This is a genomic window from Granulicatella sp. 572.rep1_STHE, assembly GCF_001073445.1.
Classification (GTDB): domain Bacteria; phylum Bacillota; class Bacilli; order Lactobacillales; family Aerococcaceae; genus Granulicatella; species Granulicatella adiacens.
This window is the reverse complement of sequence record NZ_JVBO01000009.1, coordinates 61425-87456: the sequence shown is the minus strand read 5'-3', so window position 1 is coordinate 87456 and position 26032 is coordinate 61425. Positions and strand designations below refer to the sequence as shown.

The following is a 26032-nucleotide window of genomic DNA, read 5'->3' as shown; positions in this document are numbered from 1 at the left end:
GTAAAATAATTAGGTGGTAACACGTATTGCGTCCTATCTGTCAATGACAGGTGGGGCGTTTTTAATTTTGAAAGGAGTGAATCAGATGACATTTAATCATCTAGAAATAGAGCCAAAATGGCAAAAATATTGGAAAGAACATCATACATTCAAAACAACAGAAGATCCTTCTAAGAAAAACTTCTACGCATTAGATATGTTCCCGTATCCATCAGGACAAGGACTTCACGTAGGTCACCCAGAAGGTTATACAGCAACTGATGCCGTTTCTCGTATGAAACGTGCACAAGGGTACAATGTTCTTCATCCAATGGGATGGGATGCGTTTGGACTTCCTGCAGAGCAATATGCTCTGGACACAGGAAATGATCCGGCAGAATTCACGAAAGTAAACGTAGCAAACTTCAAACGTCAAATTAATGAATTAGGTTTTAGTTATGACTGGGACCGTGAAATTAACACAACAGATCCAGAGTACTATAAATGGACACAATGGATTTTCACTAAATTAGTGGAAATGGGACTTGCATATGAAGCTGAAATTCCAGTGAACTGGTGTCCAGCGCTTGGAACAGTACTTGCTAACGAAGAAGTTATCGATGGTAAGAGTGAACGTGGAGGACATCCAGTTTACCGTAAACCAATGAAACAATGGATGCTTAAAATTACTGCTTATGCAGACCGCCTATTAGAAGATTTGGATGTGTTGGATTGGCCTGAAAGTATTAAAGATATGCAACGTAACTGGATTGGTCGTTCAGAAGGTGCTCAAGTTCGTTTCAATGTAAAAGGAACAGAAGAGAGTTTTGAAGTCTTCACAACACGTCCGGATACATTATTTGGAGCGACTTACAATGTATTAGCTCCAGAACATGAATTAGTTCAAAAGATTGTGACTCCTGAACAAAAAGAAGCAGTAGATGCTTATATTGCTGCTGTTTCTACAAAATCTGACTTAGAACGTACGGAACTTTCTAAAGAAAAAACAGGGGTATTTACTGGAGCGTACGCAATTAACCCAGTAAACGGAAAAGAAATTCCAATCTGGATTGCAGACTATGTATTAAGCACATATGGTACAGGTGCGATTATGGCCGTTCCAGCACATGATGAACGCGACTACGAATTTGCTAAAGTTTTTGGCTTAGACATTATTCCTGTCATCGAAGGTGGAAACGTTGAAGAAGAAGCATACACTGGTGATGGTGTACATATTCATTCAGAATTTCTAGATGGATTAAACAAAGCTGACGCAATTGCTAAAATGAATGCATGGCTTGAAGAACATGGCGTAGGGGCAGCAAAAGTAAGCTATCGTCTACGCGACTGGTTGTTCTCTCGTCAACGTTACTGGGGTGAACCAATTCCAGTTATCCACTGGGAAGATGGTACAATGACAACTGTTCCTGAATCAGAATTGCCATTAGTACTACCAAAAACAGATAAAATTCGTCCTAGTGGTACTGGGGAATCACCACTGGCAGCGATTGAAGACTGGCTCTATGTAACGGACCCTGCAACAGGTAAGAGAGGTCGTCGTGAAACAAATACAATGCCACAATGGGCAGGAAGCTCATGGTACTTTGTACGTTACATTGATCCACATAACAAAGAAAAAATTGCAGACCCTGAAAAAGTAAAACAATGGTTACCAGTTGATTTATATATTGGTGGTGCAGAGCATGCCGTTCTTCACTTACTATATGCGCGTTTCTGGTATAAAGTGTTATACGATTTAGGCGTTGTTACTAACAAAGAACCATTCCAAAAATTATTTAACCAAGGAATGATTCTAGGTGAAGGTAATGAAAAAATGTCTAAATCTAAAGGGAATGTTGTAAACCCTGACGATGTAGTTCGTGAATACGGTGCTGACACATTACGTGTTTATGAAATGTTCATGGGACCACTAGATGCATCGATTGCTTGGAGTGAAAAAGGACTGGAAGGTAGCCGTAAGTTCTTAGATCGCTTCTGGAGATTGATGATTGATGATAATGGTAAGATGCGTGACCGTATCACAAAACTAAATGATGGTAAATTGGATAAAGTGTACCATCAAACAGTGAAAAAAGTGACAGAAGACTTCGAAGAATTGCATTTTAATACTGCAATCTCTCAAATGATGATTTTCGTCAACGAAGCATACAAAGCAGATGCATTACCATTTGACTACATGAAAGGTCTTGTACAATTGATTGCGCCATTAGCACCACATATGGCTGAAGAAATCTGGAGTAAATTCGGATTCACAGAATCAATTAGCTACGAACCATGGCCAACTTACGATGAATCTAAATTAGTAGAAGACGAAGTTGAAGTGATTTTCCAAGTAAATGGAAAAATTAAAGCACGCGTAATGGTTCCAACGAACGCAGATGCTGCTGCTCTTGAAGCACTTGCTAAAGAACATGATTCAGTAAAATCTGCAATTGAAGGAAAAACAATCCGTAAAGTAATTGCCGTTCCAGGACGTTTAGTAAACATCGTTGCGAACTAATGGAATTTGAAAGGATAGTAGAATGATTTATTTTGATAATGCAGCAACAACGAAAATTTATGATGATGCATTAACGAGCTATGTTCAAGTTAGCCAAAAGTTCTTCGGAAATCCATCGAGCTTACACCAATTAGGAGTCGATGCCCATCAAGTGTTGACAAAAGCTAGAGCACAAGTGGCTAGTTTATTATCAGTTCAACCTGAGGAGATTTTCTTCACCTCAGGAGGGACTGAATCGAATAACTGGGCTATTAAAGGAACTGCTCTTGAGAAGTCTGTATTTGGAAAACATATCATCACCACAAAGATTGAACATCCTTCAGTCCTTCAAACCTGTAAGCAACTTGAACGCTTTGGGTTTGAAGTGACGTACTTAGATGTCGATTCAAAAGGAATTGTAAATGTAGAGCAATTGAAAGAGAGTCTTCGCAAAGATACGATTCTAGTGAGTGTAATGGCTGTCAATAATGAAGTCGGAGCAGTTCAACCGATTGCTGAGATTGCTAAAGTACTAGAGGAATACCCATCGATTCATTTTCATGTGGATGCTGTTCAAGCACTGGAGAGCGCAAGCCAGCTACTAGCCCTTGGACGCATAGATTTATTAAGTCTATCTGCGCATAAATTCCATGGACCAAGAGGCGTTGGAATTATGTATAAGAAATTTGGACGTAAGATTCAAGCTCTCTTAACAGGTGGAGGACAAGAAAAAGGGGAACGCAGTACGACAGAAAACCTTCCAGGTATTGTAGCGACTACAAAGGCGTTACGCATGGCCTTAGAGGAAAAATCGGTTACAAGTGAACTTCGTAGCCAACTATGGAAAGAGCTTGTTACAAAACCTGAAATCCGCATCTTCTCACCTGAAGATGGAGCGTCACATGTGTTGTGCTTTGCCATTAAAGGTGTTCGTGGAGAAGTCGTTGTCCATGCTTTTGAAAATCATGGCATTTATATTTCTACGACTTCTGCTTGTTCAAGTAAAAAAGCAGATTCATCAAGTACACTTTATGCGATGGATGTGCAAACTGAATGGGCAACAGGAGCCGTTCGTGTAAGCTTCTCAAACGACAACACGAAAGAAGAAGTCGAACAGTTTATCGATGTATTGCATCAGTTAATGAAACAATTTTCATTTTTAAAATAAAAGGAGGAAACCTTTGAAAACTAGAATTTTGATTCGCTATGGTGAACTTTCTACAAAGGGTAGAAACAAGAAGATGTTCACTCAAAAATTAGCGTCAAATATAAAAAAAGCCTTAGTAGATTTTCCTCAGGTAAAGGTGATTCCTGATTATGACTTTATGTATTTAGATTTACATGAAGCGCCTGAAGAAGTTGTTATCGAAAAGGTAAAACCAATTTTTGGGATTCAATCAATTTCGCCAGTATATATCGTTGAAAAAGATATGGAAGTGGCAAAGAAAGTCGTTCTTGATTTACTAAGCCAAGAAAATCTTGAAGGTAAGACGTTTAAAATTATGACAAAACGCTCGGATCACACATTCGAGATGGATACAAACCAAATCAATCTGTTCTTAGGAGATGCTGTTCTTGAAGCATTTCCAGATATCAAAGTTCAATTAAAACAACCAGATATTACAGTTCGTATCGATGTACGCCGTGAACACTTAATGGTGAGTCTTAAGACCATCCCTGGAGCAGGCGGACTTCCTGTTGGAACAAGTGGTCGAGTGATGCTCATGTTATCTGGCGGGATTGATTCTCCAGTAGCAGGGTATCTTGCGATGAAACGTGGGATGGAGATTCAATGCGTTCACTTTGCAAGCCCACCATATACGAGTCCTCAAGCGCTTGAAAAAACAAAACTTTTAGCTGCAAAAATTGCTCGTTTTGGAGGAAGTATTCAATTCCTTACGGTACCATTTTCTAGAATTCAAGAGGAAATTAAGAAGAGTGTACCAGAAGCTTATTTAATGACGATTATGCGTCGCTTCATGCTTCGTATTACGGATCAACTTAGAGAAAACGCACGTGCACTTGCAATTGCTAATGGGGAATCAGTAGGGCAAGTAGCTTCTCAAACTTTAGATAGCATGCTGGCGATTAATGACGTGACTAACACACCAATAATTCGTCCGGTGGCAACAATGGATAAACTCGATATTATCAAAGTTGCTGAAGAAATTGATACTTTTGAATTATCGATTCAACCATTTGAAGACTGCTGTACGGTGTTTGCTCCACCAAGTCCAAAGACAAAACCAAAACTCGAAAAGGCACGTCAATATGAAGCGCGTCTTAATGTTGAAGGTTTAATTAAAGAGGCTGTAGAGGGGACAGTGATTGAGGAAATTACTGCCAATTACACAACCGCCGTTGAAACAGCTCAACAAGAGATTGATGATTTATTTTAAAATAAAAAGAAGCGATGCTATTCCATATGGAATAGCATCGCTTCTTTGGTTTATTGGAAGTATTCTTTTAGGGCGTTTGCTATACTTTTTGCGATATTTTCTTGATATTCTTGAGAAGAAATCACTTTATTATCACCTTGATTGTTTAAGTATCCAAGTTCTAGAAGAATAGACGGACGAGCATTATCTCTTAATACCATGAAGTTTTGGAATCTGCTTCCTTGGTTTTTAAGAGGTAAGTTACGTGATAAATACTTATTAATGGTTTGACTGAGATTTTCACTTTTATCGCTATAATAATAGGTTGTAGTTCCACTAGCGCTATCGACTTCCGCAGAATCAAAGTGAATACTAATAAATGCATTTGCATTATTTTTATTACTAATTTCAGCACGATCTGCTAAGGAAACGGAACTATCGTCAGTTCTAGTTAAAATAACTTTTGCGCCTAATGCTTCTAATTCTTTCTTAACTAAGAAAGCAGTTGAAAGTGTGTGATCAGCTTCATGCTTTTCACTAAAGTTTACTACAGCACCAGGATCATCTCCACCGTGACCAGGGTCAATGACAATAGTTGCATTTTTAATTCCTTGTGGGAGGGCGTCATCTGTTTCTATCCCTGCGAAGTTTGCGGTGACTAACCAATATGGTATATATCCATATTTTCCATTGCCTACAGAAACTTTGTAGAAATCTCCCTCTCTATCTTCATATACAAATTGCGTTCCTTTATCTACCGTTCCAATTAAATCTGAAGTGATAGATGATTGAGAGTAGATTGGAGTTTCTTTTAGCTTCGTTACAAACATTTTATTGGAATCAATAGTCGTTGGAAGCCCAGCTTGTTTATTCAATATTTCTTGTATTAATTCAATTGTATAGTTCGAAGAATCGCTATCTACATATCCTTCAGTCTCTTTATAGCGGATTTTTAAAGTTTTATCGGAAACGTCTTCAAGAAGATAGAAAATCTCACCATCGGGAATCGTCCCAATTTCTTTAGTGTTTTTTTCGGCAGTTTGATAAATCTTCAAACCTCCATTTGCATAACCTTTCATTAAGGTTGTTAGTAAGATGGTGTCATTTTCTTCCACATATCCAATTTGTTCATTATACTGAACTTGTATCCACCCGTTGTCTAATTTATGTAGAGACAATAAATACTGTCCTTGAGAGATTTCACCTATTGGGATTGACTTTGAATCCATCTTTTGATAAACCTGTACATTCGAAGAACCAGTATTTACAGCAAACTGAACAATTTTATTTTTAACTCTTGAAGTTGTCTGTGTGGTAGAGTTTGTATTTGAATTCTCTACGACCGTTTGACGCGAATTGTTTTCATTTGTAGAAGCAGTTTTTTCACTGACTAATGGATAGGCAATTAACCAAAGTGTTAATAATATAAAAATGAAAGCTATGAATTGTTGTGTATTTTTCTTTTTAAATAAATGCAATAATGAATCCATAGAGACTCCTTTAAAATTAAGTATTTCTATTTCATTATAACAATAAAACACTTATTTGTGTATAAAAAGTTGCTTTGAACTTGATTGTAGTCGAATTTATTAGGTACAATAAAAAAGAATAAGAGCAAATTGGAGGTTTGACATGTTAATTGGATCTCATGTTTCAATGAGCGGTAAAGATATGCTATTAGGATCTGCTAAAGAAGCCTTTAGTTACGGGGCAAATGTTATGATGGTGTATACGGGAGCTCCGCAAAATACCAGAAGAAAACCAATAGAAGAATTAAATGCTGAAATAGGCAAGAAATTTATGGCTGAAAATGGAATCAAGGAAGTAGTCGTTCACGCTCCCTATATTATTAACTTAGCTAATACAACAAAAGAAGGATATATTGATTTTGCAATTGATTTTTTGAAAGAAGAATTGAGACGTGCTGAAGCAGTCGGAGCTACACAAGTTGTTTTACATCCAGGCTCTCATGTAGGTGCTGGTGTTGACGTTGGATTGAATCAAATAATTTATGGTCTAAACCAAGTAATTACAAAAGACCAAACAGTTCAAATCGCCTTAGAAACAATGGCCGGAAAAGGAACAGAGTTAGCTCGTTCGTTTGAAGAACTAGCTCGTATTATTGATGGAGTGACGTACAATGAACACTTATCGGTTACACTTGATACTTGTCATGTTCATGATGCTGGATACGATATTATAAACGATTTATCAGGAGTATTGACACAATTCGATAAAACGGTAGGACTTGATCGCATTAAAGTTCTTCATATCAACGATTCTAAAAATCCTGTGGGTGCCCATAAAGATAGACACGAAAATTTTGGGTTTGGAGAAATTGGATTTGATGCGTTAATGAATGTTATTCAAGTCCCAGAATTTAAAAATCTCCCTAAAATTCTTGAAACTCCATGGATTAAAGTGGAAGATAATGTTCAGATTGCGCCATACAAGAAAGAGATTGAAATGATTCGTTCTGGAAAATTTGATTCACATTGGATTGAAGAGTTATTAAATCAAGAAAGAAGGAAATAATATGCATTCACACGATCATTGCTGTGGTCACGAACATTGTGAGCACCATCATGAACATCATCATAACCACTCACATAATCATGTTGAAGAAGCATTAGAGATTCTAAAAGAAGCGGGCTACAAGCACACGAATAAACGCCAACGATTGGTTGAAATTTTAAATGATGCGAATCGTTACTTGTCAGCAAAACAGGTGCAAGAGTTAATTGCTTCAGAGTTTCCACAATTAAGTTATGATACAATTTATCGTAATTTATATACCTTTGTACAATTAAATATTTTAGAAGAAACAGAACTAAATGGTGAGAAATTATTTAGATTCCGTTGCCAAACACATGGGCATCATCATCATTTTATTTGTGAAAAGTGTGGTAGTACAAAAGAAATAGATATGTGCCCAATGGACTTCTTCCAAGATCAATTAGAAGGTTGTGAAATTCACTCTCATCGATTCGAGATTTTTGGACTTTGCGAAAAATGCACAACTAAAGCATAAATTAAGGTTTTCCTAAAAAAGTTCGTAGACAGTATAGAAGTTAATTGACATTTTAGTGAACCTTTCCTATAATAAAAAAAGGACATTTCGTTTGTTTGGTTATTCTATTCAAAAGAAAACAGTTACTTTTAAATGCTCGGAGGGAGGGAATAGGATATGTCAAAAACAGTTGTTCGTAAAAACGAATCACTTGATGATGCTCTTCGTCGCTTCAAACGTACTGTTTCTAAAACCGGAACTTTACAAGAGGCTCGCAAACGTGAGTTTTATGAAAAACCAAGTGTAAGACGTAAGAAAAAATCAGAGGCAGCTCGTAAACGCAAGTTCTAGTCAACTCTGTGTATCATATGACTATGTCAGGCTGGGGCTATAGGTCCCAGTCTTTTTTTATCAATCAAACGAAATACAAGAATGGAGAGAGAATAATGTCATTAAAAGAAACGATTAACAACGATATTAAAACAGCGATGAAAGCAAAAGATAAAGAAACGTTAGCAGTTTTGCGTATGATTAAAACAGCAATTCAAGCGGCTGAAATTGACAAAAAATCAGAGCTAACACCTGAAGAAGAATTAACTATTCTATCTCGTGAAGCCAAACAACGCCGTGATTCGATTGTTGAATTTGAAAAAGCAAATCGCCCAGAACTAGTTGAAAAAACACAAGGTGAATTAGTAATTGTTGAAAAGTACTTACCAGCACAACTTTCTTTAGAAGAAGTACAAGAAAAAATTGCTGAAATTGCTGAACAAGTAGGAGCGACAACACAAAAAGAATTCGGTAAATTAATGGGTGCAGTAATGCAAGCACTTAAAGGACAAGCAGACGGTAATGTCATTAAAGAACAAGTAAAAGCATACTTAAATAAATAAGTGTGGATTGGAGGATAACTGATTGGAAAAAGAAACCGTAAAAGCAAGTGTTGAATTAAGCGATAATCCTCAACTAATTCAATTATTTGGTTCTCAAGATCAGAATATTCGTTTTATTGAAGATTCATTCAAAGTACAAATTACTCATCGTGGGGAGCAACTCTTTATTACTGGTGAAGAAGAGGATGTTGCTCAAGTTAAAGAACTACTAAACCAACTTCAAGACTTGATTGCACGTGGGATTAGTATTTCTAAAACAGATATCATTACCGCGGTGAAGATGGCTAAACGAGGTACTTTGGATTACTTTGTTAATTTATATAACGAAGAAATTGGCCGTACATTTGCAGGAAAAGCGATTCGTGCCAAAACATATGGGCAACAACAATACATTCATGCCATTAAGAAGACTGATGTGGTCTTTGGCATTGGACCTGCAGGAACGGGTAAAACGTTTGTTGCCGTTGTAATGGCTGTTCAAGCATTGAAGAAAGGCGAAGTGAAGAAAATAATCTTAACTCGTCCAGCCGTTGAAGCCGGTGAAAATTTAGGTTTCCTACCAGGAGACTTAAAAGAAAAAGTAGATCCATATTTACGTCCGTTATACGATGCTCTTTATACCGTATACGGTATGGAACATACGAATCGACTCTTAGAACGAGGAGTCATTGAAGTGGCGCCGTTAGCGTATATGCGTGGGCGTACTCTAGAAGATTCATTTATCATTTTAGATGAAGCTCAAAATACAACTAGAGCGCAAATGAAAATGTTCTTAACTCGTTTAGGTTTTGGTTCAAAAATGATTGTCAATGGAGATAAGTCTCAAATTGACTTGCCAAAAGGACATCAAGCCAGTGGTCTTTTAGATGCTGAACGCAAGCTAAAAGGAATCAATGGAATTGCGTTTGTAGAATTTGATGCAGGAGACGTTGTACGTCATCCAATCGTATCTGAAATTATTAATGCATATTCAGCACCAACGGAAACTGAAAAGGAACGAGGTGAAGAAAGTGAGACAAAAGCTCCGTAAGTTTCAAGAAACTTTAGGAATGCTCTATCTACCTGCTTTATTAGGGATGACATTTTTAGTGTTACTCATTTTAGGGTGGAGTAATGTACAGCCAACTTCTTATTCTTTAGAGTTAAATCAAGTTGCTAAAGAAACAATTCGTTCTCCAAGAACAATTGAGGATAAAGAGCAAACCGCAAAAAATCAACAAATGGCGATGGATGGTATTGGAGATATTTATGTTTTTGACCAAACCAAACAACAACAACAAATTGATAAAGTAAAGCAGTTTTTCCAAGCGATTAAAACTGTTGCGGCCAAATCATCAAGCGAAATATTTGGGGGAGATTCAACTACCACAACGACTGGAGAAACATCTACAAAAGTAGCTACAATTCAAGATAGATTAAGCTATTTTAAGAAAAGTTTAGATAGGGAAAATAAAGCCATTCGAGATTTTGCTTTGTATATTAAAGATAGTGTTATTGTTCAGCTTTTATCGGCTAGTTCTGAAAAATTAGAGAGCTATGAGAAGGCTGTAGAAGACGCAACGAAGGAACAAATGGCTTCTTCTATTACAGATTCTAATCTGTTGCAAGCGCAAGAAGTTGCAAAAAGATCTTTGTTTAATGGTGGATTCTCTGATTCAGAACGTGAATTATTAGGACAATTGTTAACCAATAGCATTGTTGCTAATAATGTAGTGGATAAAGATGCAACCAACAGTGCAAAAGAGAATGCAAAGCAAAGCGTCTCAACCGTTAGAATTCTTCAAGGTCAAGTTCTCATCCAAGAAGGACATATTATAACTCAAGAAGATTTACGTATTCTTGAATTACTCGGTATCAATGGAACAACAAACAATTATCATCAACTCTATAGTTACTTGATTTTCCTTGGAATCTTTATCGTTAGTCTTCTAGTATTCTCGCTTCGATATAAAGTGGGAGTTTCAAGTAAAGACTGGGATACCCGGTTAAATGAATTAACAGTGTTTACTTTTGTTTTTTCAATGGGGGCTGTTCTGTTGAAAATTTTATCGTTCTTGCAAAATAGAGGGATTGATTATATTGGTGTTGCTTTTCCAATTGCTGGATTAATCTATCTTATTTATAAATTAACCTCAAAATTTTTCTTTACAATTATTGCGATGTTAGTTTATCCGATTTTAGTCTGGTTTATGTTTGGTAGTGACAATATCAATACTGAAATAGCATTAACAACTGTTTATTTTTCTCTTGCGGCTTGGTTAGGAGTTGTTCAAGAAGTTTATTGGAAAAACTTATCTTGGTTTAAACAATTACTTCTACAAATTGTAATTCCTGTTTCGTTAATGATTCCGTTTGTATTTTTTAGTAATTATGAACTAGTTTCTACTCAATCTGGTTGGTTATTTGCATTTGCAGCGATTAGTGGATTTTTATCATATGTAATTCCAGTCATTTTAATGCCATATTTAACTTATCTTTTTGAGGATAGTTCAGTTCTTTTATGGGCAGAGTTATCTAATCCAAATCAACCTCTGTTAAAAGATTTAATTACAAAAGCACCAGGGACTTATCACCACAGTCTAATGGTGGCTAATATTTCAGCAAACTGTGTTGAGGCAATTGGGGGAGATTCTCAATTAGCACGAGTAGCAAGCTATTATCATGATATTGGAAAAACAGAGCACCCGTTCTTCTTTATTGAAAACTTGCCTGCTCATATGGAAAGTCCGCATAAAATGATTGGGCCTTATGAATCAAAAGAAATCATTTTTGATCATGTTCGTAAAGGAGTAGAAATCTTAAAAGAACATCAATTACCAAAATCAGTAATTGATATTTGTGCAGAACATCATGGAACTACTTTGATGAAATATTTTTATGCAGAAGCCCTAAAAGAAAATCCGGATGCAATCGAAGAGGATTTCAGATATCCTGGTCCAAAACCTCAGACCAAAGAGTCGGCGGTCATTAATATTGTAGATAGTGCAGAAGCTGCAACTCGAGCGATGAAAGAGCCTACTTTAGAAAAAGTTCAGAATTTGGTTCATTCTATCATTATGAATCGCTTGGAAGATGGTCAGTTTGTAGAATGTGATATTACGATGAAAGAGTTGTCCATTATAGAAAAAAATATTGTGGCTTCTCTAAACGGAACATTCCATTCGCGAATAGAGTATCCAAAAATTGTAAAAAAACCTAGTTAAGAGTTAGTATCCTTTCCTTTAAGATTGTTTAATGAACAATTTTTGGGGAAAGGATCATTTTTATTTAATGTTTAGTTCAACATTCGTCAAAGTTCCAATAATGTAGGGAGTTTGTTAAAATAATAGTGACATGAATAAAGGAGATTTTAAAATGATTATTGAAATTATTGATGAAACAGAAGTAGTTCCAGAAAGTCATCAAGAACTGGTCTATAAGGTGGTATCTTTTGCAGCAGATTTTCTAGAAATACCTCAAACAAAAGAATGTAGTATTTCTTTCGTATCTAGTGAACGGATTCGAGAAATCAATCGTGATTTCAGAAATATCGATAAAGTAACGGATGTTATCAGTTTTGCATTGGATGATGACGATGATGATTTTGCAAGCATGCAGTCAATTATGGAGGAAGATGATAGTTTCGTGACTTCAATTGGAGATATTGTCATCTCTTTAGACCGTGCAAAAGAACAAGCAGAAGATTATGGTCATTCGCTTGAAAGAGAACTTGGATTTTTAGCACTTCACGGATTTTTACATTTAAATGGCTATGACCATCAGACTGAAGAAGAGGAAGCTGAAATGACAGGATTGCAACAAGAAATCTTAGATGCTTATGGGTTAACTAGAAATGACGGATAGACAAACGGGAAAAAATTCAACCTTTTTGACTTCAATGAAACATGCACTACACGGAATCAAAACAGTTATTCATGAAGAACGGAATATGAAAGCTCATTTGTCCATGGCAGCGTTGGCCATATTGATAAGTTTCATTTCTGGACTAACTGCACTCGAATGGTGTTTTATATTACTTTGTATATTTTTAGTATTAGTCATGGAGATATTAAACACAGTTGTTGAAAATTTGGTAGATTTATTAGTGAAAAAGGAATATCATATTGAAGCTAAAAAGGCAAAAGATATTGCAGCAGGTGGAGTATTGTTAAGCGCAGGTTTTACTGTCGTTATTGCGATGATTATAATTTTGCCAAAATGGATACATTTTTAAGGAGAGAGTATGACAAAATCATTTAAATCAGGATTTGTAGCGATTGTGGGGCGACCTAACGTCGGCAAATCAACATTTATGAACTATGTGTTAGGTCAGAAGATTGCCATTATGTCTGATAAAGCACAAACCACAAGAAATAAAATTCAAGGAGTCTATACTAAAGATAACGCTCAAATTGTCTTTTTAGATACGCCTGGAATTCATAAACCAAAACATGAGCTCGGTGAATTCATGGTGAAGAGTGCCTATTCTGCTTTAAAAGAAGTGGATGCAGTCTTATTTATGGTCAATGTCAGTGAAAAACGTGGCCCTGGTGACGACTTCATTATTGAAAAGCTAAAAGGGATTAAGACACCGATTTTTTTAGTGTTAAATAAGATTGACCTTGTTACACCAGAAGTGTTATTAGAGCGTGTTGAAAGTTATAAAGATGCACTTGATTTCGCGGGAGTGTTCCCAATTTCAGTATTACAAGGAAATAATGTGAACGAATTAATGGAAGCACTTATAGAAGCTCTTCCTGAAGGTCCACAATATTATCCAGCAGACCAAATAACCGATCACCCGGAATACTTTGTGGTTTCAGAATTAATTCGTGAGAAGATTTTACAGTTAACGCAGGAAGAAATTCCTCATTCGGTGGCTGTAACAGTGGATAAGATGCAAAAGGATGAATTTGATAAGGTTCATGTCTATGCAAATATTATCGTGGAGCGAAAATCACAAAAAGGTATTATTATCGGTAAAGGTGGACGTCTCTTGAAAGAAATAGGGACGAGAGCTAGACGCGATATTCAACAATTACTCGGAAATAAGGTTTATCTTGAATTGTGGGTAAAAGTTGAAAAAGATTGGCGTAAACGTAAAAGTAATCTACAAGAATACGGATATAAAGAGACAGATTATAGAGATTAGGATGAAATCAAATGGATTATTACCACTATTTTGATGGAATTGTCATAATGAGACAGACGTACCGAGAAAAAGATATGCTCGTAAAAATTTTGACGAGAGACCACGGAAAGTTGATGTTCTTTTTACGAAATGCACAACAAAGCAATCATCCATTAACGGCTGCAACACAGGTGTTTACAAGAGCGACTTTTCTTGGGCATATTCATCAAAATGGGTTTAGTTTCCTAAAGGATAGTCACGATATTAAGCCTGCAACGATTGTGTTAAATGATGTAAAAGCTCAAGCTGTTTTAGCGTATTTAACACAATTAACAGATGCGGTGATGGATGACCATATAGTGAACAAGACGGTATTTCAACTGCTGTGGGACTCTATTGAAGCCATTAATAATGGAATCGATGCAGAAGTGATTTTGCGTTTCTTTGAAATCAAGATTCTACGTTACTATGGAGTCGAGGTGGAATGGCAACATTGCGTCATTTGTAATAGGGATACGGACTTAGTTGATTTTTCGATTCAGAAGCATGGATGCCTGTGTAAGAATCATTTAGACGAAGATGAGTATCGCATGCAACTGTCTAGAAAGGCATTGTACGTAGCAAGGCAATTAGCTCTTGTTTCTTCTCCAAAACAAATAGGGTCTATTCAGTTGTCGGGTGAGACTACAAGTGAATTAAGACGTCTATTTGATACCATTATGGAAGAGTATGTGGGCATACGTTTGAAGAGTAAAAAATTTTTAGATCAGATGGTCGAATGGGAAACGTTAATGCAGAAAAGAGGACAAGATTAAGAGTAGGCAAAACGCTGTCTTTACTTGACTTTTTAAGCAATTATCGGTACTATAGTGGAAGATTAATAGGATGTTGACGGTGAGATTTTTAATGATAAAATGTCAAAGAGAGTATGGGCTGGTGGAATCCATATCATGGGTCATTAAAAGTGGCGCACTTGAGTCTATCAACAATGAAGCTTGGTTTTGAACCAAGAAATTAGGGTGGAACCGCGATCAGTCGTCCCTATGTATGCTTTTTGTGTACATAGGGACTTTTTTATTTAGCCAAAGGAGGAAATAATATGGATTTTACAATGGTTATTCCAGCTTCAGAATTCAAAGATTTTCAATTGAAGGTGGTTTCTTTAGCACCAATTAAAGTGAGTGTCATCGGATATGAAGATGAAGTGTTGGAGCAATTCCAAACAAGTGTTAACCATTCAATGTACGGTTTTAAAACGAGAAATGAAGCAATTAAAGAAGTAAAATGTGAAGTGATTCCTGGAGTGATTTATGAATTTTATCCAGTAGTGAATGCACAATAGAAAGGGGAACAATTATGGCAAAAAAATTAAGTGTTCAAGAAATTATTTTAACATTACAAAATTATTGGTCTAACCAAGGGTGCTTGCTTCTTCAAGCATACGATACTGAAAAAGGGGCAGGGACAATGAGTCCTTATACATTCCTTCGCGCGATTGGACCAGAACCTTGGAATGCCGCGTACGTGGAACCTTCACGTCGTCCTGCAGATGGTCGTTACGGGGAAAACCCAAACCGTTTATTCCAACACCACCAATTCCAAGTAGTGATGAAACCATCTCCTGAAAACATTCAAGAATTATATTTAGGAAGTCTAGAAGCTCTTGGAATCAACCCATTAGAACACGATATTCGTTTCGTGGAAGATAACTGGGAAAACCCATCTCTTGGCTGTGCTGGTTTAGGATGGGAAGTATGGCTTGACGGAATGGAGGTCACTCAATTTACATACTTCCAACAAGTAGGTGGTCTAGAATGTCACCCTGTAACAAGTGAGATCACTTATGGTTTAGAACGTCTTGCTTCATACATTCAAGAAGTAGAGAGTGTATATGATTTAGTATGGACTGGAGATGTTAAATATGGGGATATCTTCACTCAACCAGAATATGAACATTCTAAATACGCTTTTGAAGAAAGCAATGCAGAATTATTAATGCAATTATTTACAGACTTTGAAAAAGAAGCGACTGTATTAATGGAAAAAGGCTTAGTTCACCCAGCTTATGACTATGTATTGAAATGTTCTCATGCATTTAACTTAATGGATGCCCGCGGAATAATTTCTGCAACTGACCGTGCTGGATTCCTTGGTCGTATTCGTAAAATGGCTCGTACAATCGCGAAAACATTCGTGGCTGAACGTGAAGCATTAGGATTCCCATTATTGAAAGAGAAATAAGAGAGTTTGGAGGAGAAAGAATGACACAATCATTATTATTAGAAATCGGTTTAGAAGAATTACCTGCTCAATATGTTCGTTCAAGTTCAGAACAATTAGCAAAACGTGTAGAAGACTTCTTCAAAGATGAAAACTTAGAATTTGAATCCGTAGAAGCATTTGCAACTCCTAGAAGATTAGCAGTTCGAGTAAATGGCTTAGTCGAAGAACAAGCTGACCGAGAAGAAATCTTTAAAGGACCATCGCTTGCAATCGCTCAAAAAGATGGAGCTTGGACAAAAGCAGCTGAAGGATTTGTTCGTGGAAAAGGGTTAACAACAGATGATATTTACGTTGAAGAAGTGAATGGCGTTGAATACATTCATGTGAAACAACATATCGCTGGTAAATCAACAAAAGAAGTGGTTAAAAACTTATCTTCTGTGATTACAGATATGAAATTCCCAGTAACCATGCGTTGGGCAGCTCATACATTTGAATACTTACGTCCAATTCACTGGATTGTTGCGTTATACGGCAATGAAGTCATCGAAGAAATCGGCGTATTAGATGTCAAAGCTGGACGCGTTTCAAGAGGACATCGATTCCTTGGAAAAGAAGCAACGATTGAAAACCCAGAAGACTATGAGAAAGCATTGGCTGAACAATTTGTCATCGTAAACCAAGATGAACGTAAAGCATTAGTACGCAAGCAAATTGAAGAATTAGCTGCAAAAAATAACTGGATTATTCCAATCGATGAAGACTTATTAGAAGAAGTAAGCTCAATCTTAGAATACCCAACAGCATTTGCGGGTACTTTTGATGAAAAATACTTAGTCGTTCCAGAACCAGTATTAGTGACGTCAATGAAAGAACACCAACGTTATTTTGTTGTGTATAACCAGGAAAAACAATTATTACCATTCTTCGTTTCAGTACGTAACGGGAATGATTACATGATTGAAAATGTCGCAAAAGGAAATCAAAAAGTGTTAACAGCTCGTTTAGAAGATGCGTTATTCTTCTACGAAGAAGACTTAAAGATTCCGATGACGACTTTCTTGAAGAAATTAGAAACATTAAACTTCCATGCCAAAATTGGTTCTATGACAGAGAAAATGGATCGCGTCCAATTACTTGTGGGTCGTATTGCAAAAGAGTTGAACTTACCAAGTGATGTCGTTGTCACAGCGCAACGTGCCGCTTCAATCTACAAATTTGACTTAGTAACAAACATGGTTGGCGAATTCCCTGAATTACAAGGAATCATGGGTGAAATCTATGCCTTAAAACAAGGAGAAACTCCTGAAGTAGCACAGGCAATCCCTGAACACTATATGCCGACAAGTGCAGATGGTGAATTGCCTTCTTCTGTACCAGGTGCTTTACTTGCGGTTGCAGATAAATTAGATACTTTCTTAAGCTTTACAGCTGCTGGAATGCTTCCAACAGGATCAAATGACCCATATGCGCTTCGTCGTCAAGTGATGGGGCTAGTACAAATTCTTGCAGCATTTGATTGGAACATTGAAATTGAAGACTTTACTAAATTATTATTAGGTCTTGACTATGCTGAATTCCTATCAGGTAAAGAGGAAGAAGTCGAAACGTTTATCTTAAGCTTTATTCGTGAACGTGTAGCACAACGTATTGCAACAATTACAAAACGTCATGATATTATCGATGCGGTTGTAAATAGTCATACTTCATCAGTTCCTGAACAATTAAAAGCTGCAAAAGTTCTTTCAGCCGTTTCTGAATCTGAAGAATTTAAAGGAATTACAGAGGCCTTAAATCGTGTTATCAATATTAGTGCAAAAGCTCAAGTTGAGGCGAGTGGGGAAATTTTAGAAGATCGTCTTGAAACAGAAAGTGAACGTAACTTAGTGAAAGCTATTCAAGAATTGAATAAAAAAGTAGGTTCATTAAGTCCAGAAGAGTTGTACAGTCATTTAGAAGCAATGGCACCAAAAATTAATGATTTCTTCAATGAAAATATGGTTATGGTGGACGATGAAGCAACTCGTCGTAATCGTCTAAGATTCTTAGGATTACTATCTGAAATCATTTTAGATTTAGCAGATTTCACATCATTAATCGTTAAATAAGAACCCTCATACAGAAAGGAGAGTGAATGAAATGGCAGTATTTTATGATCGTGCCACGATTCAAGTCAAAGCCGGTAAAGGTGGAGACGGGATGGTTGCCTTTCGTCGTGAAAAATACGTACCAGATGGAGGTCCAGCTGGTGGAGACGGCGGTAAAGGCGGAAGTGTCATTTTTAAAGTAGATTCGGGACTGAGAACTTTACTAGATTTCCGTCATAAACGTCATTTTAAAGCGAAACCTGGTGAAAACGGCATGAGTAAGAGTATGTATGGCCGTGGAGCAGAAGACTTAATCGTTAAAGTTCCACCAGGAACAATCGTTAGAAATGCTGAAACAAAAGCGCTGATTGCTGACTTAGTGGAAGATGGACAAGAAGTAGTAGTTGCTAAAGGAGGCCGTGGTGGTCGAGGAAATATCCGTTTCGCAACACATAAAAACCCAGCGCCAGATATTGCGGAGAATGGTGAACCTGGGGAAGAGTTTGAACTTGATTTAGAATTAAAAGTTTTAGCAGATGTTGGGTTAGTTGGATTCCCATCTGTAGGGAAGTCCACTTTACTATCCGTGATTTCAAGCGCAAAACCCAAAATTGCGGACTATCACTTTACAACATTGAATCCTCAATTAGGAATGGCGCAGTCTCCAAATGGCGAGCAATTCGTTGTTGCAGACTTACCTGGATTAATTGAAGGAGCTCATACAGGTGTAGGGCTTGGAATTCATTTCTTAAAACATATCGAACGTACAAAAGTATTACTTCATGTGATCGATATGGCCGCAATGGAAGGCCGTGATCCTTTTGAAGATTACAAGATTATTCAAGAGGAATTAGGAAGTTATCACCTACGCTTATTGGAACGTCCAATGCTAATCGTAGCTAACAAAATGGACCAACCTCAAGCAGAAGAAAACTTAGAGAAGTTCAAGAAAGATTTAGCGGATAGCTTGGCTGAAGGCGAAGAAATGCCAGAGATTTTCTCAATTTCTGCCTATCGTCGTGAAGGCCTTCAAGCATTGCTTGCTAGAACTGCTGAAGTGTTAGAAGAAACAGAATTCTTCCCATTAAACGAAGAAGTAGTGGAAACACATATCGTTTATGGATTAGAAGAAGAGGAAGCACCATTCAAAGTTACAAGAGATCCAGATGGAACTTGGGTACTCTATGGTGACAAGATTGAAAAACTATTCAAGATGACTAATATGGAACATGATGAGTCTGTTATGCGATTCTCACGTCAATTACGTGGAATGGGTGTAGATAGCACTTTACGTGAAAAAGGCGCTGAAAATGGCGATTTAGTACGCATTCTAAACTTCTCATTCGAGTTCGTTGATTAAGGAGTTTTGAATATGATTGATAGAAGTGAGATGGAAAAACGTTTTTACGTATCTTCATTTGACGGCCTAAGAGCGATAGGAATCCTTAGTATCATTATTTATCACTTGTATTCTTATCGCTTGCCGGGTGGATTTCTTGGATTGGACATCTTCCTCATTTTAGCTGGTTACTTTATAACAAACCGGTTAATGACAAGTTTGATGAACGATGGAAAGATCCCTTTGAAGCAGTTTTTATTAAAACGATTAGCACGTATTGCACTTCCTTTAATTGCAATGCTTGTTCTAGTGTTCATTTATATTACATTGTTTCAAAATGAGATGTTGGTGAACTTAAGAGGATCATTTACTTCCAGTTTAGTGTTTTTAAATAACTGGTGGCAGATTCTTAGAGCTCAAACGTTTATTCCAAACTTATTAACGGAAAATCCATTTGAACACTTATGGTATATCTCATTGGCCTTTCAATTTTACTTATTGTGGCCGATTGTGTTTGCATTCTTAAGTTTATTCGTTAAGAAGCATAATACATTGTTTGTGGCTATCGTTGTGTTAGCTACAGCTTCATTTGGATTAATGCTCTTTAGTTATAAGGGAGCAGACTCATTAACGTATGTCACGATGAGCACTTGGACCCGATTGTTTTCAATGCTTATTGGTTCATGTACGGCATTGTTATATCCTTTAGATCGTTTCCAAAAGGAACATAAATCTAGGTTGCCGTATGAGCAATATTTACGCTTAATCCCAATTGTGTTAATGTTCATTTTATTATTTACGCTCGGACGTAACGAAGATATTACTTATCGTGGTGGAATGTTGCTTTTTGATTTAACAGTTGCAGCTGTGATTTTGATGAGCTTGCATCCAAAAGTAGGAACAGGGATTTTATTCCGTTTCAAACCATTAACAGTGATTGGTCGTAGGAGTTTATCGTATTATTTATGGTTCTTACCGATTATTGTCTTATACCAAGCAAAAATGGGCATTATTGGTTCAAGTAGTTTAATTCACGGCATCATCCAATTAGTACTGATTCTCTTCTTTGGAGAAGTTTGGTATCAAGTGTTTGAGAAAAGACGTTATCTTCAAATGGCCCGTAAAATAATGGGGCTGTTGAATGAAAAAACAGCTTTTGGAAAACAAATTTTCTTTGGAATCTGTGTAGTGCCACTCATCATTTTAGCAGTTGGTTTAGTACAGTCTACAAGTAAACTGTCTGAACAAGAGGCCACTCTTACAGAATTAATCCATACAAACCAAACAATTGTGGATAATACACAACAAACGGATAAAAAATTACTGAAAACCATTAATAACGTGGTTGGTTTAACTCGTGAAGAAACCGTCTTTAGTAGTAATAGTTCAATTACCTTTATCGGAGACCAATCCCTTCTTGCAATTGCCAATGAACTCACGACCATTTACCCTAATGCCGTGATGCATGCAACAACGATTGCACAAGTAACAGACTTATCTTCAACGATTAACGAATTAAAATCGAAGAATCAACTAAATGACATCGTTGTATTAATGTTTGGTGCTAATAGTGCTTTTACAAAAGGACAATTGGAAAGTGAATTGAAACGGATCGGTATGGAAAAACAAATCTTCCTTGTTACGACAACAACGTCTAAAACCTGGAGAGATGATGTCAATAACGTGTACTCTTCTGTAAGTGAGAAGTATTCGAATGTCCATGTTCTTGACTGGAATGAGTATTCCAAAGACCAAGATTGGTTCTATTCACATAAATCGTATGTAACGGAAGTAGGTGCTCATGAAGAAGCGCTATTCTTTGCGAAAAAAATATATGAAACATTGAGAGGAAATTAAAATGGAATTGCAATTTCTAGGAACAGGTGCTGGCGTACCTTCTAAAATGAGAAACGTCACTTCAATTGCATTAAAGCTTCTCGATGAGATTAATGAAGTGTGGTTATTCGATTGCGGAGAAGCTACACAGCAACAGATTTTAAATACAAATATTCGTCCAGGAAAAATCAAGAAGATTTTCATTACACATATGCATGGGGATCATATTTTTGGTTTACCAGGACTTCTTACTAGTCGTTCTTTCCAAGGCGGAGAAGATGATTTAACCCTCTATGGTCCTAAAGGGATTAAAAACTTTATCGATACAACGATTAAAGCTTCTTGTTCAAAATTGGGATATCCTTTAAGAGTTGTTGAATTTGAAAGTGAAGGGCTTCTTTTCGAAGATAAACACTTTAAAGTAGAAATGAAGCGACTCGAACATGGGATTCCTTCATATGGTTTCCGTGTGACTGAAAAGGATCAACCAGGCGAACTGCAAGCAGACCGTTTAAAAGAGTTAGGAATTCCTTTTGGGCCACTCTTTGGTAAGTTGAAAAAAGGCGAAACCATTACTCTAGAAGACGGAACAATCGTGAATGGACAAGATTATATTTCTCCGGATATTAAAGGACGCGTGGTGACCATTTGCGGGGATACTCGTAAATGTGAAGCTAGTGAAATCTTAGCATATCGTTCGGATGTACTTGTCCATGAGGCAACGTACGAAGGCGATAAAGGCCAACAAGCTTATCGTCATTTCCATTCAACAAGTCTTCAAGCAGCTGAAGTGGCTAAAAACGCTGAGGTTAAACGACTATTGTTAACGCATATTAGTGCTCGCTATCTTGGAAAACAATCCCAAGAGTTAGAAGACGAAGCAAAAACAATCTTTGATAATGTTCAAGTTGTCAAAGACTTCGACATTGTGACTGTTGAAAGGATTAAACATCATGAAGGACGCTAAATGGTTTACAAATCAAGTGGCTCTTGTCACTGGGGCAAGCGGTGGGCTTGGCGCACAAATCGCACTGGAATTAGCTAAAAGAAATGTACAACTCATACTTGTGGCTCGAAACACTGCTAAACTAGAGCAAGTAGCCTCAAAATGCAGATTGAACACGTCTAAACCTGTCGATATTTATTCGTGTGATTTAACCGATGATGCGTCTGTTCAAGACTTATTATCAACTCTTGATGAAAAATACAAAATTACGATGGTCATCAACAATGCTGGCCTTGGCTACCTTAAATATGCTAAAGACTTAAGTGAATCTGAGATTAATCAAATGCTTCAGTTAAACTTGAATACATTAATTAAAATCACTCAGCATTTTGTACCTAGGTTTATTGAAGATAAGAGCGGAGTAATTGTGAATATCGCTTCTCAAGCTGGAAAATCGGCAACAGTAAAATCATCCGTGTATTCAGCAACCAAATTTGGAGTGTTAGGGTATTCGAATGCACTGCGTTTAGAATTAAAACCATATGGTATTCATGTGATGACTGTGAATCCTGGACCGATTGCGACAGACTTCTTTGATAAAGCCGAGCCAACTGGAAAATACTTAGAGCAATTAGGCGCTGTAGTATTAGATCCAGCGAAGGTAGCAGGAGAAGTTGTTAAAGGAATTGCAAAAGAAAAACGTGAAGTGAATTTGCCAAAAGCAATGAACTTTGCAAGTAAATTAAATGTGTTATTCCCGAAAATAGGAGACAAACTATTAGGGAGTATTTTCAATAAAAAGTAGAGGAGGTGTACGATGAGTTTTGCAAATTATGCATGGAAGTTAAAAGAGAATGTGGATGAAGAACTCGTAACATCTCTTTCGAGTGAAAGTGGGGTATCCAAAAATCTCGTCCGCTTATGTGTGGAGCGTGGGATTCAAACAGTAGAAGAGATGCAAGAGTTTCTTTCGCCAACACCACATCTAATCCACGATCCATTCCTTTTACACGATATGGATAAAGCGGTAGGGCGTATTCAAGAAGCTATTGAAAATGGAGAATTGATTCATATTTATGGCGACTACGATGCAGACGGGATTACGAGTACAACGATTCTCTACGAAACGCTTGAAATGCTAGGAGCTCAAGTATCGTACTATTTACCAAATCGCTTTATAGATGGTTATGGTCCAAATATTCCAGCGTTTGAACGCGCACTTGAAGAAGGCCATACGCTCATTATTACGGTAGACTGTGGAATTGCAGCGCATGAACCAATTCGTTATGCGATGGAAAATGGTTGTGATGTGATTTTAACGGACCACCATGAAATTCCAAGTGAAATTCCAGAAGCTTATGCAGTTGTCCATCCACGTCATCCAGAGGCTAATTATCCATGCAAAGATTTATCGGGTGCTGGTGTGGCTTTTAAGCTTGCTCACGCGCTTCTAGGAGAGTTTCCAGAAGAAATGGTAGAATTAGCAGCGATTGGAACAATTGCGGACTTAGTCAGTCTTACAGATGAAAATAGAACGATTGCTAAACTAGGAATCGCTCAAATGAAACAAACGCAACGAATTGGACTTGTTTCATTATTAGAAAAACTATCAGTTAAAATGGATAAATTAGATGAAAAGACGATTGGTTTCCAAATTGGACCGCGCTTAAATGCGCTAGGTCGCCTTGGAGATGCTACTCCAGGTGTTCAGTTGTTGACAACGTTTGACGATGAAGAAGCACAGAGTATTGTTGATTTCATGCAATCGGAGAATGAAAGACGTCAGTCAATCGTCAATCAAATTGTCGAAGAGGCCACCCCACTTATTCAAGAACAAATGAATCAACCTATACTTGTGTTAGCTCAACCAGGTTGGCATGAAGGCGTACTTGGAATTGTAGCGAGTCGAATTGTTGAACAGACTGGTAAACCGACTCTTGTGTTAGGCATTAGTGATGACGGATTAATTGCTAAAGGTAGTGGACGTTCATTTGGAGAGTTCAATCTCTATGATGCGTTAACTAGTGTGAAAAATCATCTCCTAAAATTCGGTGGACATCATATGGCTGCTGGTTTGACAGTTGAAACAATTATGCTTCCAACGATTATTGATGGGCTAGAACAATATGCTAAAGACCATCAAGACTTATTAGATGCGAAGGCTACGTTAACGATTGATGAAGTTCTTCCATTAAAAGATATTACGGTTGAATGGATTGAGTCATTAGCAAGTCTGAAACCATTTGGTACGGATAATCCAGAACCAGTTGTTTCTCTAGATGGAATCCAAGTGGCGTCTACTCAATTGCTAGGAGCGGATAAAAAACATTTGAAGCTTCATTTGAAAGAAGATAATTCTACATATACGCTACAAGCAATGGCTTTTAGTAAAGGGGAATGGGTAGCTTCTCTTCAACCAGATACGAAGATTAGTATTGCTGGGACATTAGAGATTAATGAATGGCAGAATAATCGCCTTCCTCAATTAATGGTGAAAGATATCGCTGTGAAAGGTAGAATCGTTATTGACTGGCGGACTTCGAAGATTACTAAAGATCATCTTGATGTTGAAAATGCCCTTTATTTAGCTTCAAATGAAGTGTATTTAAAAGAACTACAAACAAGAATTCCAAGTAATTCAAGCGTGATGGATTTTTCATCTTTTGTTTCCTCAAATGAGATTCCAACCGCAAATGCGATCGTGTTATTTGATTTACCTGAAAAAGTGGAGGAAGTGGAAACTTTCTTTAAAATGGAATTTCCTCAAAAGCTATATATCATCGCGTATACGAAGAACTCAGTTGTGACCACAGGAATTCCAGATAAGTCCAAGTTTGGTAGTGTGTATAAATATATCCAATCCCATGGACAACTTCCTTACAATGAAAAATTAGTCTCAGTCGCTAATTTCTTAAAAATTCCGATTGAACAATTTCGAGTTATATTAAAAGTGTTTTTTGAGTTAGAATTTGTTAAAATAGAAAACGGACATTTGTTTATTCATACAAGTCCTAAAACGAATGACTTGGAAGAGTCAGTTTTATTAAAGAAGTTAAAAGAACAATTATTGCTTGAAAAAAAATTCAATTATAGTCAGTTTCAAGAATTGAAAAATTGGATTGAATCGCAATAGGATAAATAAAAGGAGGAGTTCTTGATGAACTTGAAAGAATATATTGCTAGCGTTCCAAATTATCCTAAAGAGGGTATTATTTTTCGTGATATTTCTCCATTAATGGCAAACGGAAAAGCTTACCAATACGCAACTCAACAAATTGTTGACTATGCACGTAAAATTGGTGCTGATATGATTGTTGGTCCTGAAGCGCGTGGATTTATCGTTGGATGTCCTGTAGCGTATGAATTAGGAATCGGATTTGCGCCAGCTCGTAAAAAAGGAAAATTACCTCGTGAAACAGTAGCTGTTGAATATGATTTAGAATACGGATCAGCAGAATTACACTTACACAAAGATGCTGTAAAACCTGGTCAAAAAGTTCTTATCTGTGATGACTTATTAGCAACAGGTGGAACAATGGCTGCCGCTGCAAAATTAGTTGAAAAACTTGGCGGTGAAGTTGTTGGTTTAGCGTTCTTAGTAGAATTAACAGACTTAAAAGGTCGCGAAAAAATTAGCGAATACGACATCTTCACATTAATGGAATACACTGAAGACGAAAGATAATGAAAATAAAGAAGACTTCCTTAGCATTAAGCTAGGGAAGTCTATT

General features: G+C 37.0%; 23 protein-coding genes and 1 other annotated feature (1 of these 24 running past the window's edge). Of the genes, 22 read left to right on the top strand and 1 reads right to left on the bottom strand.

What is annotated here, in order from left to right:
- Positions 1-39: a binding site (T-box leader), on the top strand; it begins 157 nt to the left of the window's first position.
- Positions 40-85: 46 nt separating this feature from the next.
- The 3 genes from leuS to thiI are packed head-to-tail and all read left to right on the top strand — an operon-like array spanning position 86 to position 4878.
- Complete coding sequence (gene leuS, locus ADH99_RS01200; protein ID WP_049555505.1) at positions 86-2500, top strand: leucine--tRNA ligase; 2415 nt, start codon at positions 86-88, stop codon at positions 2498-2500.
- Positions 2501-2522: 22 nt separating this feature from the next.
- Positions 2523-3647: a cysteine desulfurase family protein gene (locus ADH99_RS01195; RefSeq protein ID WP_049555448.1), complete on the top strand. Its 1125-nt coding sequence runs from the start codon at positions 2523-2525 to the stop codon at positions 3645-3647.
- A 13-nt stretch (positions 3648-3660) separates the two neighbouring features.
- Entirely contained in the window at positions 3661-4878 is a 1218-nt protein-coding gene (gene thiI / locus ADH99_RS01190) for a tRNA uracil 4-sulfurtransferase ThiI (RefSeq protein WP_049555449.1), read from the top strand.
- Between the two features lie 50 nt (positions 4879-4928).
- On the opposite strand, the gene ADH99_RS01185 is transcribed toward thiI, so the two are convergent.
- Complete coding sequence (locus tag ADH99_RS01185; RefSeq protein WP_049555450.1) at positions 4929-6347, bottom strand: N-acetylmuramoyl-L-alanine amidase; 1419 nt, start codon at positions 6345-6347, stop codon at positions 4929-4931.
- Positions 6348-6489: 142 nt separating this feature from the next.
- On the opposite strand from ADH99_RS01185, the gene ADH99_RS01180 reads away from it, so the two are divergent.
- The 19 genes from ADH99_RS01180 (at position 6490) to ADH99_RS01090 (ending at position 25986) form a co-directional block, all read left to right on the top strand.
- Positions 6490-7392, top strand: coding sequence for a deoxyribonuclease IV (locus ADH99_RS01180; protein WP_049555451.1), 903 nt, complete (start codon positions 6490-6492; stop codon positions 7390-7392).
- Between the two features lies 1 nt (position 7393).
- On the top strand, positions 7394-7888 hold the full coding sequence (locus tag ADH99_RS01175; RefSeq protein ID WP_239652322.1) for a Fur family transcriptional regulator: 495 nt from the start codon (positions 7394-7396) through the stop codon (positions 7886-7888).
- Between the two features lie 156 nt (positions 7889-8044).
- Positions 8045-8218 (top strand): 30S ribosomal protein S21, encoded by a 174-nt coding sequence (gene rpsU / locus ADH99_RS01170; protein WP_005605651.1) that lies wholly within the window; start codon positions 8045-8047, stop codon positions 8216-8218.
- 95 nt (positions 8219-8313) lie between these two features.
- Positions 8314-8760, top strand: a complete 447-nt coding sequence (locus ADH99_RS01165; RefSeq protein ID WP_049555452.1) for a GatB/YqeY domain-containing protein — start codon at positions 8314-8316, stop codon at positions 8758-8760.
- A 22-nt stretch (positions 8761-8782) separates the two neighbouring features.
- Positions 8783-9790 carry a PhoH family protein gene (locus tag ADH99_RS01160; protein ID WP_049555453.1) on the top strand — a complete coding sequence of 336 codons (1008 nt, stop codon included), beginning with the start codon at positions 8783-8785 and terminating at the stop codon, positions 9788-9790.
- Positions 9771-11963 carry an HD family phosphohydrolase gene (locus tag ADH99_RS01155; protein WP_239652321.1) on the top strand — a complete coding sequence of 731 codons (2193 nt, stop codon included), beginning with the start codon at positions 9771-9773 and terminating at the stop codon, positions 11961-11963. Before ADH99_RS01160 ends, ADH99_RS01155 begins: the two co-directional genes overlap by 20 nt.
- Before the next feature lie 151 nt (positions 11964-12114).
- Complete coding sequence (ybeY, locus tag ADH99_RS01150) at positions 12115-12603, top strand: rRNA maturation RNase YbeY (RefSeq protein ID WP_049555455.1); 489 nt, start codon at positions 12115-12117, stop codon at positions 12601-12603.
- On the top strand, positions 12593-12973 hold the full coding sequence (locus tag ADH99_RS01145; protein WP_049555456.1) for a diacylglycerol kinase family protein: 381 nt from the start codon (positions 12593-12595) through the stop codon (positions 12971-12973). The genes ybeY and ADH99_RS01145 overlap by 11 nt, the downstream gene beginning before the upstream one ends.
- Before the next feature lie 9 nt (positions 12974-12982).
- Complete coding sequence (gene era / locus ADH99_RS01140; RefSeq protein WP_005605640.1) at positions 12983-13891, top strand: GTPase Era; 909 nt, start codon at positions 12983-12985, stop codon at positions 13889-13891.
- A gap of 11 nt (positions 13892-13902) precedes the next feature.
- Positions 13903-14685 (top strand): DNA repair protein RecO, encoded by a 783-nt coding sequence (gene recO, locus ADH99_RS01135; RefSeq protein WP_049555457.1) that lies wholly within the window; start codon positions 13903-13905, stop codon positions 14683-14685.
- 284 nt (positions 14686-14969) lie between these two features.
- Positions 14970-15212, top strand: coding sequence for a hypothetical protein (locus ADH99_RS01130; protein ID WP_049555458.1), 243 nt, complete (start codon positions 14970-14972; stop codon positions 15210-15212).
- A 14-nt stretch (positions 15213-15226) separates the two neighbouring features.
- Positions 15227-16111: a glycine--tRNA ligase subunit alpha gene (glyQ, locus tag ADH99_RS01125; protein ID WP_005605637.1), complete on the top strand. Its 885-nt coding sequence runs from the start codon at positions 15227-15229 to the stop codon at positions 16109-16111.
- A 20-nt stretch (positions 16112-16131) separates the two neighbouring features.
- Positions 16132-18201, top strand: a complete 2070-nt coding sequence (glyS, locus tag ADH99_RS01120; RefSeq protein ID WP_049555459.1) for a glycine--tRNA ligase subunit beta — start codon at positions 16132-16134, stop codon at positions 18199-18201.
- Between the two features lie 31 nt (positions 18202-18232).
- A complete protein-coding gene (obgE, locus tag ADH99_RS01115; RefSeq protein WP_049555460.1) occupies positions 18233-19540 on the top strand; it encodes a GTPase ObgE in 1308 nt (435 codons plus the stop codon).
- 12 nt (positions 19541-19552) lie between these two features.
- Complete coding sequence (locus ADH99_RS01110) at positions 19553-21376, top strand: acyltransferase family protein (protein WP_049555461.1); 1824 nt, start codon at positions 19553-19555, stop codon at positions 21374-21376.
- Between the two features lies 1 nt (position 21377).
- Complete coding sequence (gene rnz, locus ADH99_RS01105) at positions 21378-22322, top strand: ribonuclease Z (protein WP_049555462.1); 945 nt, start codon at positions 21378-21380, stop codon at positions 22320-22322.
- A complete protein-coding gene (locus ADH99_RS01100) occupies positions 22309-23106 on the top strand; it encodes an SDR family NAD(P)-dependent oxidoreductase (protein ID WP_049555463.1) in 798 nt (265 codons plus the stop codon). The genes rnz and ADH99_RS01100 overlap by 14 nt, the downstream gene beginning before the upstream one ends.
- A 12-nt stretch (positions 23107-23118) precedes the next feature.
- Positions 23119-25434, top strand: a complete 2316-nt coding sequence (gene recJ, locus ADH99_RS01095; protein ID WP_049555464.1) for a single-stranded-DNA-specific exonuclease RecJ — start codon at positions 23119-23121, stop codon at positions 25432-25434.
- 24 nt (positions 25435-25458) lie between these two features.
- Entirely contained in the window at positions 25459-25986 is a 528-nt protein-coding gene (locus ADH99_RS01090; protein WP_049555465.1) for an adenine phosphoribosyltransferase, read from the top strand.
- Positions 25987-26032 lie beyond the last annotated feature (46 nt).

Coding starts and splice junctions, on each gene's coding strand:
- rpsU (WP_005605651.1), top strand. CDS start 8,045: ATGTCAAAAACAGTTGTTCGTAAAAACGAATCACTTGATGATGCTCTT.
- ADH99_RS01165 (WP_049555452.1), top strand. CDS start 8,314: ATGTCATTAAAAGAAACGATTAACAACGATATTAAAACAGCGATGAAA.
- obgE (WP_049555460.1), top strand. CDS start 18,233: ATGGCAGTATTTTATGATCGTGCCACGATTCAAGTCAAAGCCGGTAAA.
- ADH99_RS01110 (WP_049555461.1), top strand. CDS start 19,553: ATGATTGATAGAAGTGAGATGGAAAAACGTTTTTACGTATCTTCATTT.
- recO (WP_049555457.1), top strand. CDS start 13,903: ATGGATTATTACCACTATTTTGATGGAATTGTCATAATGAGACAGACG.
- rnz (WP_049555462.1), top strand. CDS start 21,378: ATGGAATTGCAATTTCTAGGAACAGGTGCTGGCGTACCTTCTAAAATG.
- leuS (WP_049555505.1), top strand. CDS start 86: ATGACATTTAATCATCTAGAAATAGAGCCAAAATGGCAAAAATATTGG.
- ADH99_RS01195 (WP_049555448.1), top strand. CDS start 2,523: ATGATTTATTTTGATAATGCAGCAACAACGAAAATTTATGATGATGCA.
- ADH99_RS01090 (WP_049555465.1), top strand. CDS start 25,459: ATGAACTTGAAAGAATATATTGCTAGCGTTCCAAATTATCCTAAAGAG.
- ADH99_RS01175 (WP_239652322.1), top strand. CDS start 7,394: ATGCATTCACACGATCATTGCTGTGGTCACGAACATTGTGAGCACCAT.
- era (WP_005605640.1), top strand. CDS start 12,983: ATGACAAAATCATTTAAATCAGGATTTGTAGCGATTGTGGGGCGACCT.
- ybeY (WP_049555455.1), top strand. CDS start 12,115: ATGATTATTGAAATTATTGATGAAACAGAAGTAGTTCCAGAAAGTCAT.
- glyS (WP_049555459.1), top strand. CDS start 16,132: ATGACACAATCATTATTATTAGAAATCGGTTTAGAAGAATTACCTGCT.
- ADH99_RS01185 (WP_049555450.1), bottom strand. CDS start 6,347: ATGGATTCATTATTGCATTTATTTAAAAAGAAAAATACACAACAATTC.
- ADH99_RS01130 (WP_049555458.1), top strand. CDS start 14,970: ATGGATTTTACAATGGTTATTCCAGCTTCAGAATTCAAAGATTTTCAA.
- ADH99_RS01145 (WP_049555456.1), top strand. CDS start 12,593: ATGACGGATAGACAAACGGGAAAAAATTCAACCTTTTTGACTTCAATG.
- ADH99_RS01180 (WP_049555451.1), top strand. CDS start 6,490: ATGTTAATTGGATCTCATGTTTCAATGAGCGGTAAAGATATGCTATTA.
- ADH99_RS01100 (WP_049555463.1), top strand. CDS start 22,309: ATGAAGGACGCTAAATGGTTTACAAATCAAGTGGCTCTTGTCACTGGG.
- glyQ (WP_005605637.1), top strand. CDS start 15,227: ATGGCAAAAAAATTAAGTGTTCAAGAAATTATTTTAACATTACAAAAT.
- recJ (WP_049555464.1), top strand. CDS start 23,119: ATGAGTTTTGCAAATTATGCATGGAAGTTAAAAGAGAATGTGGATGAA.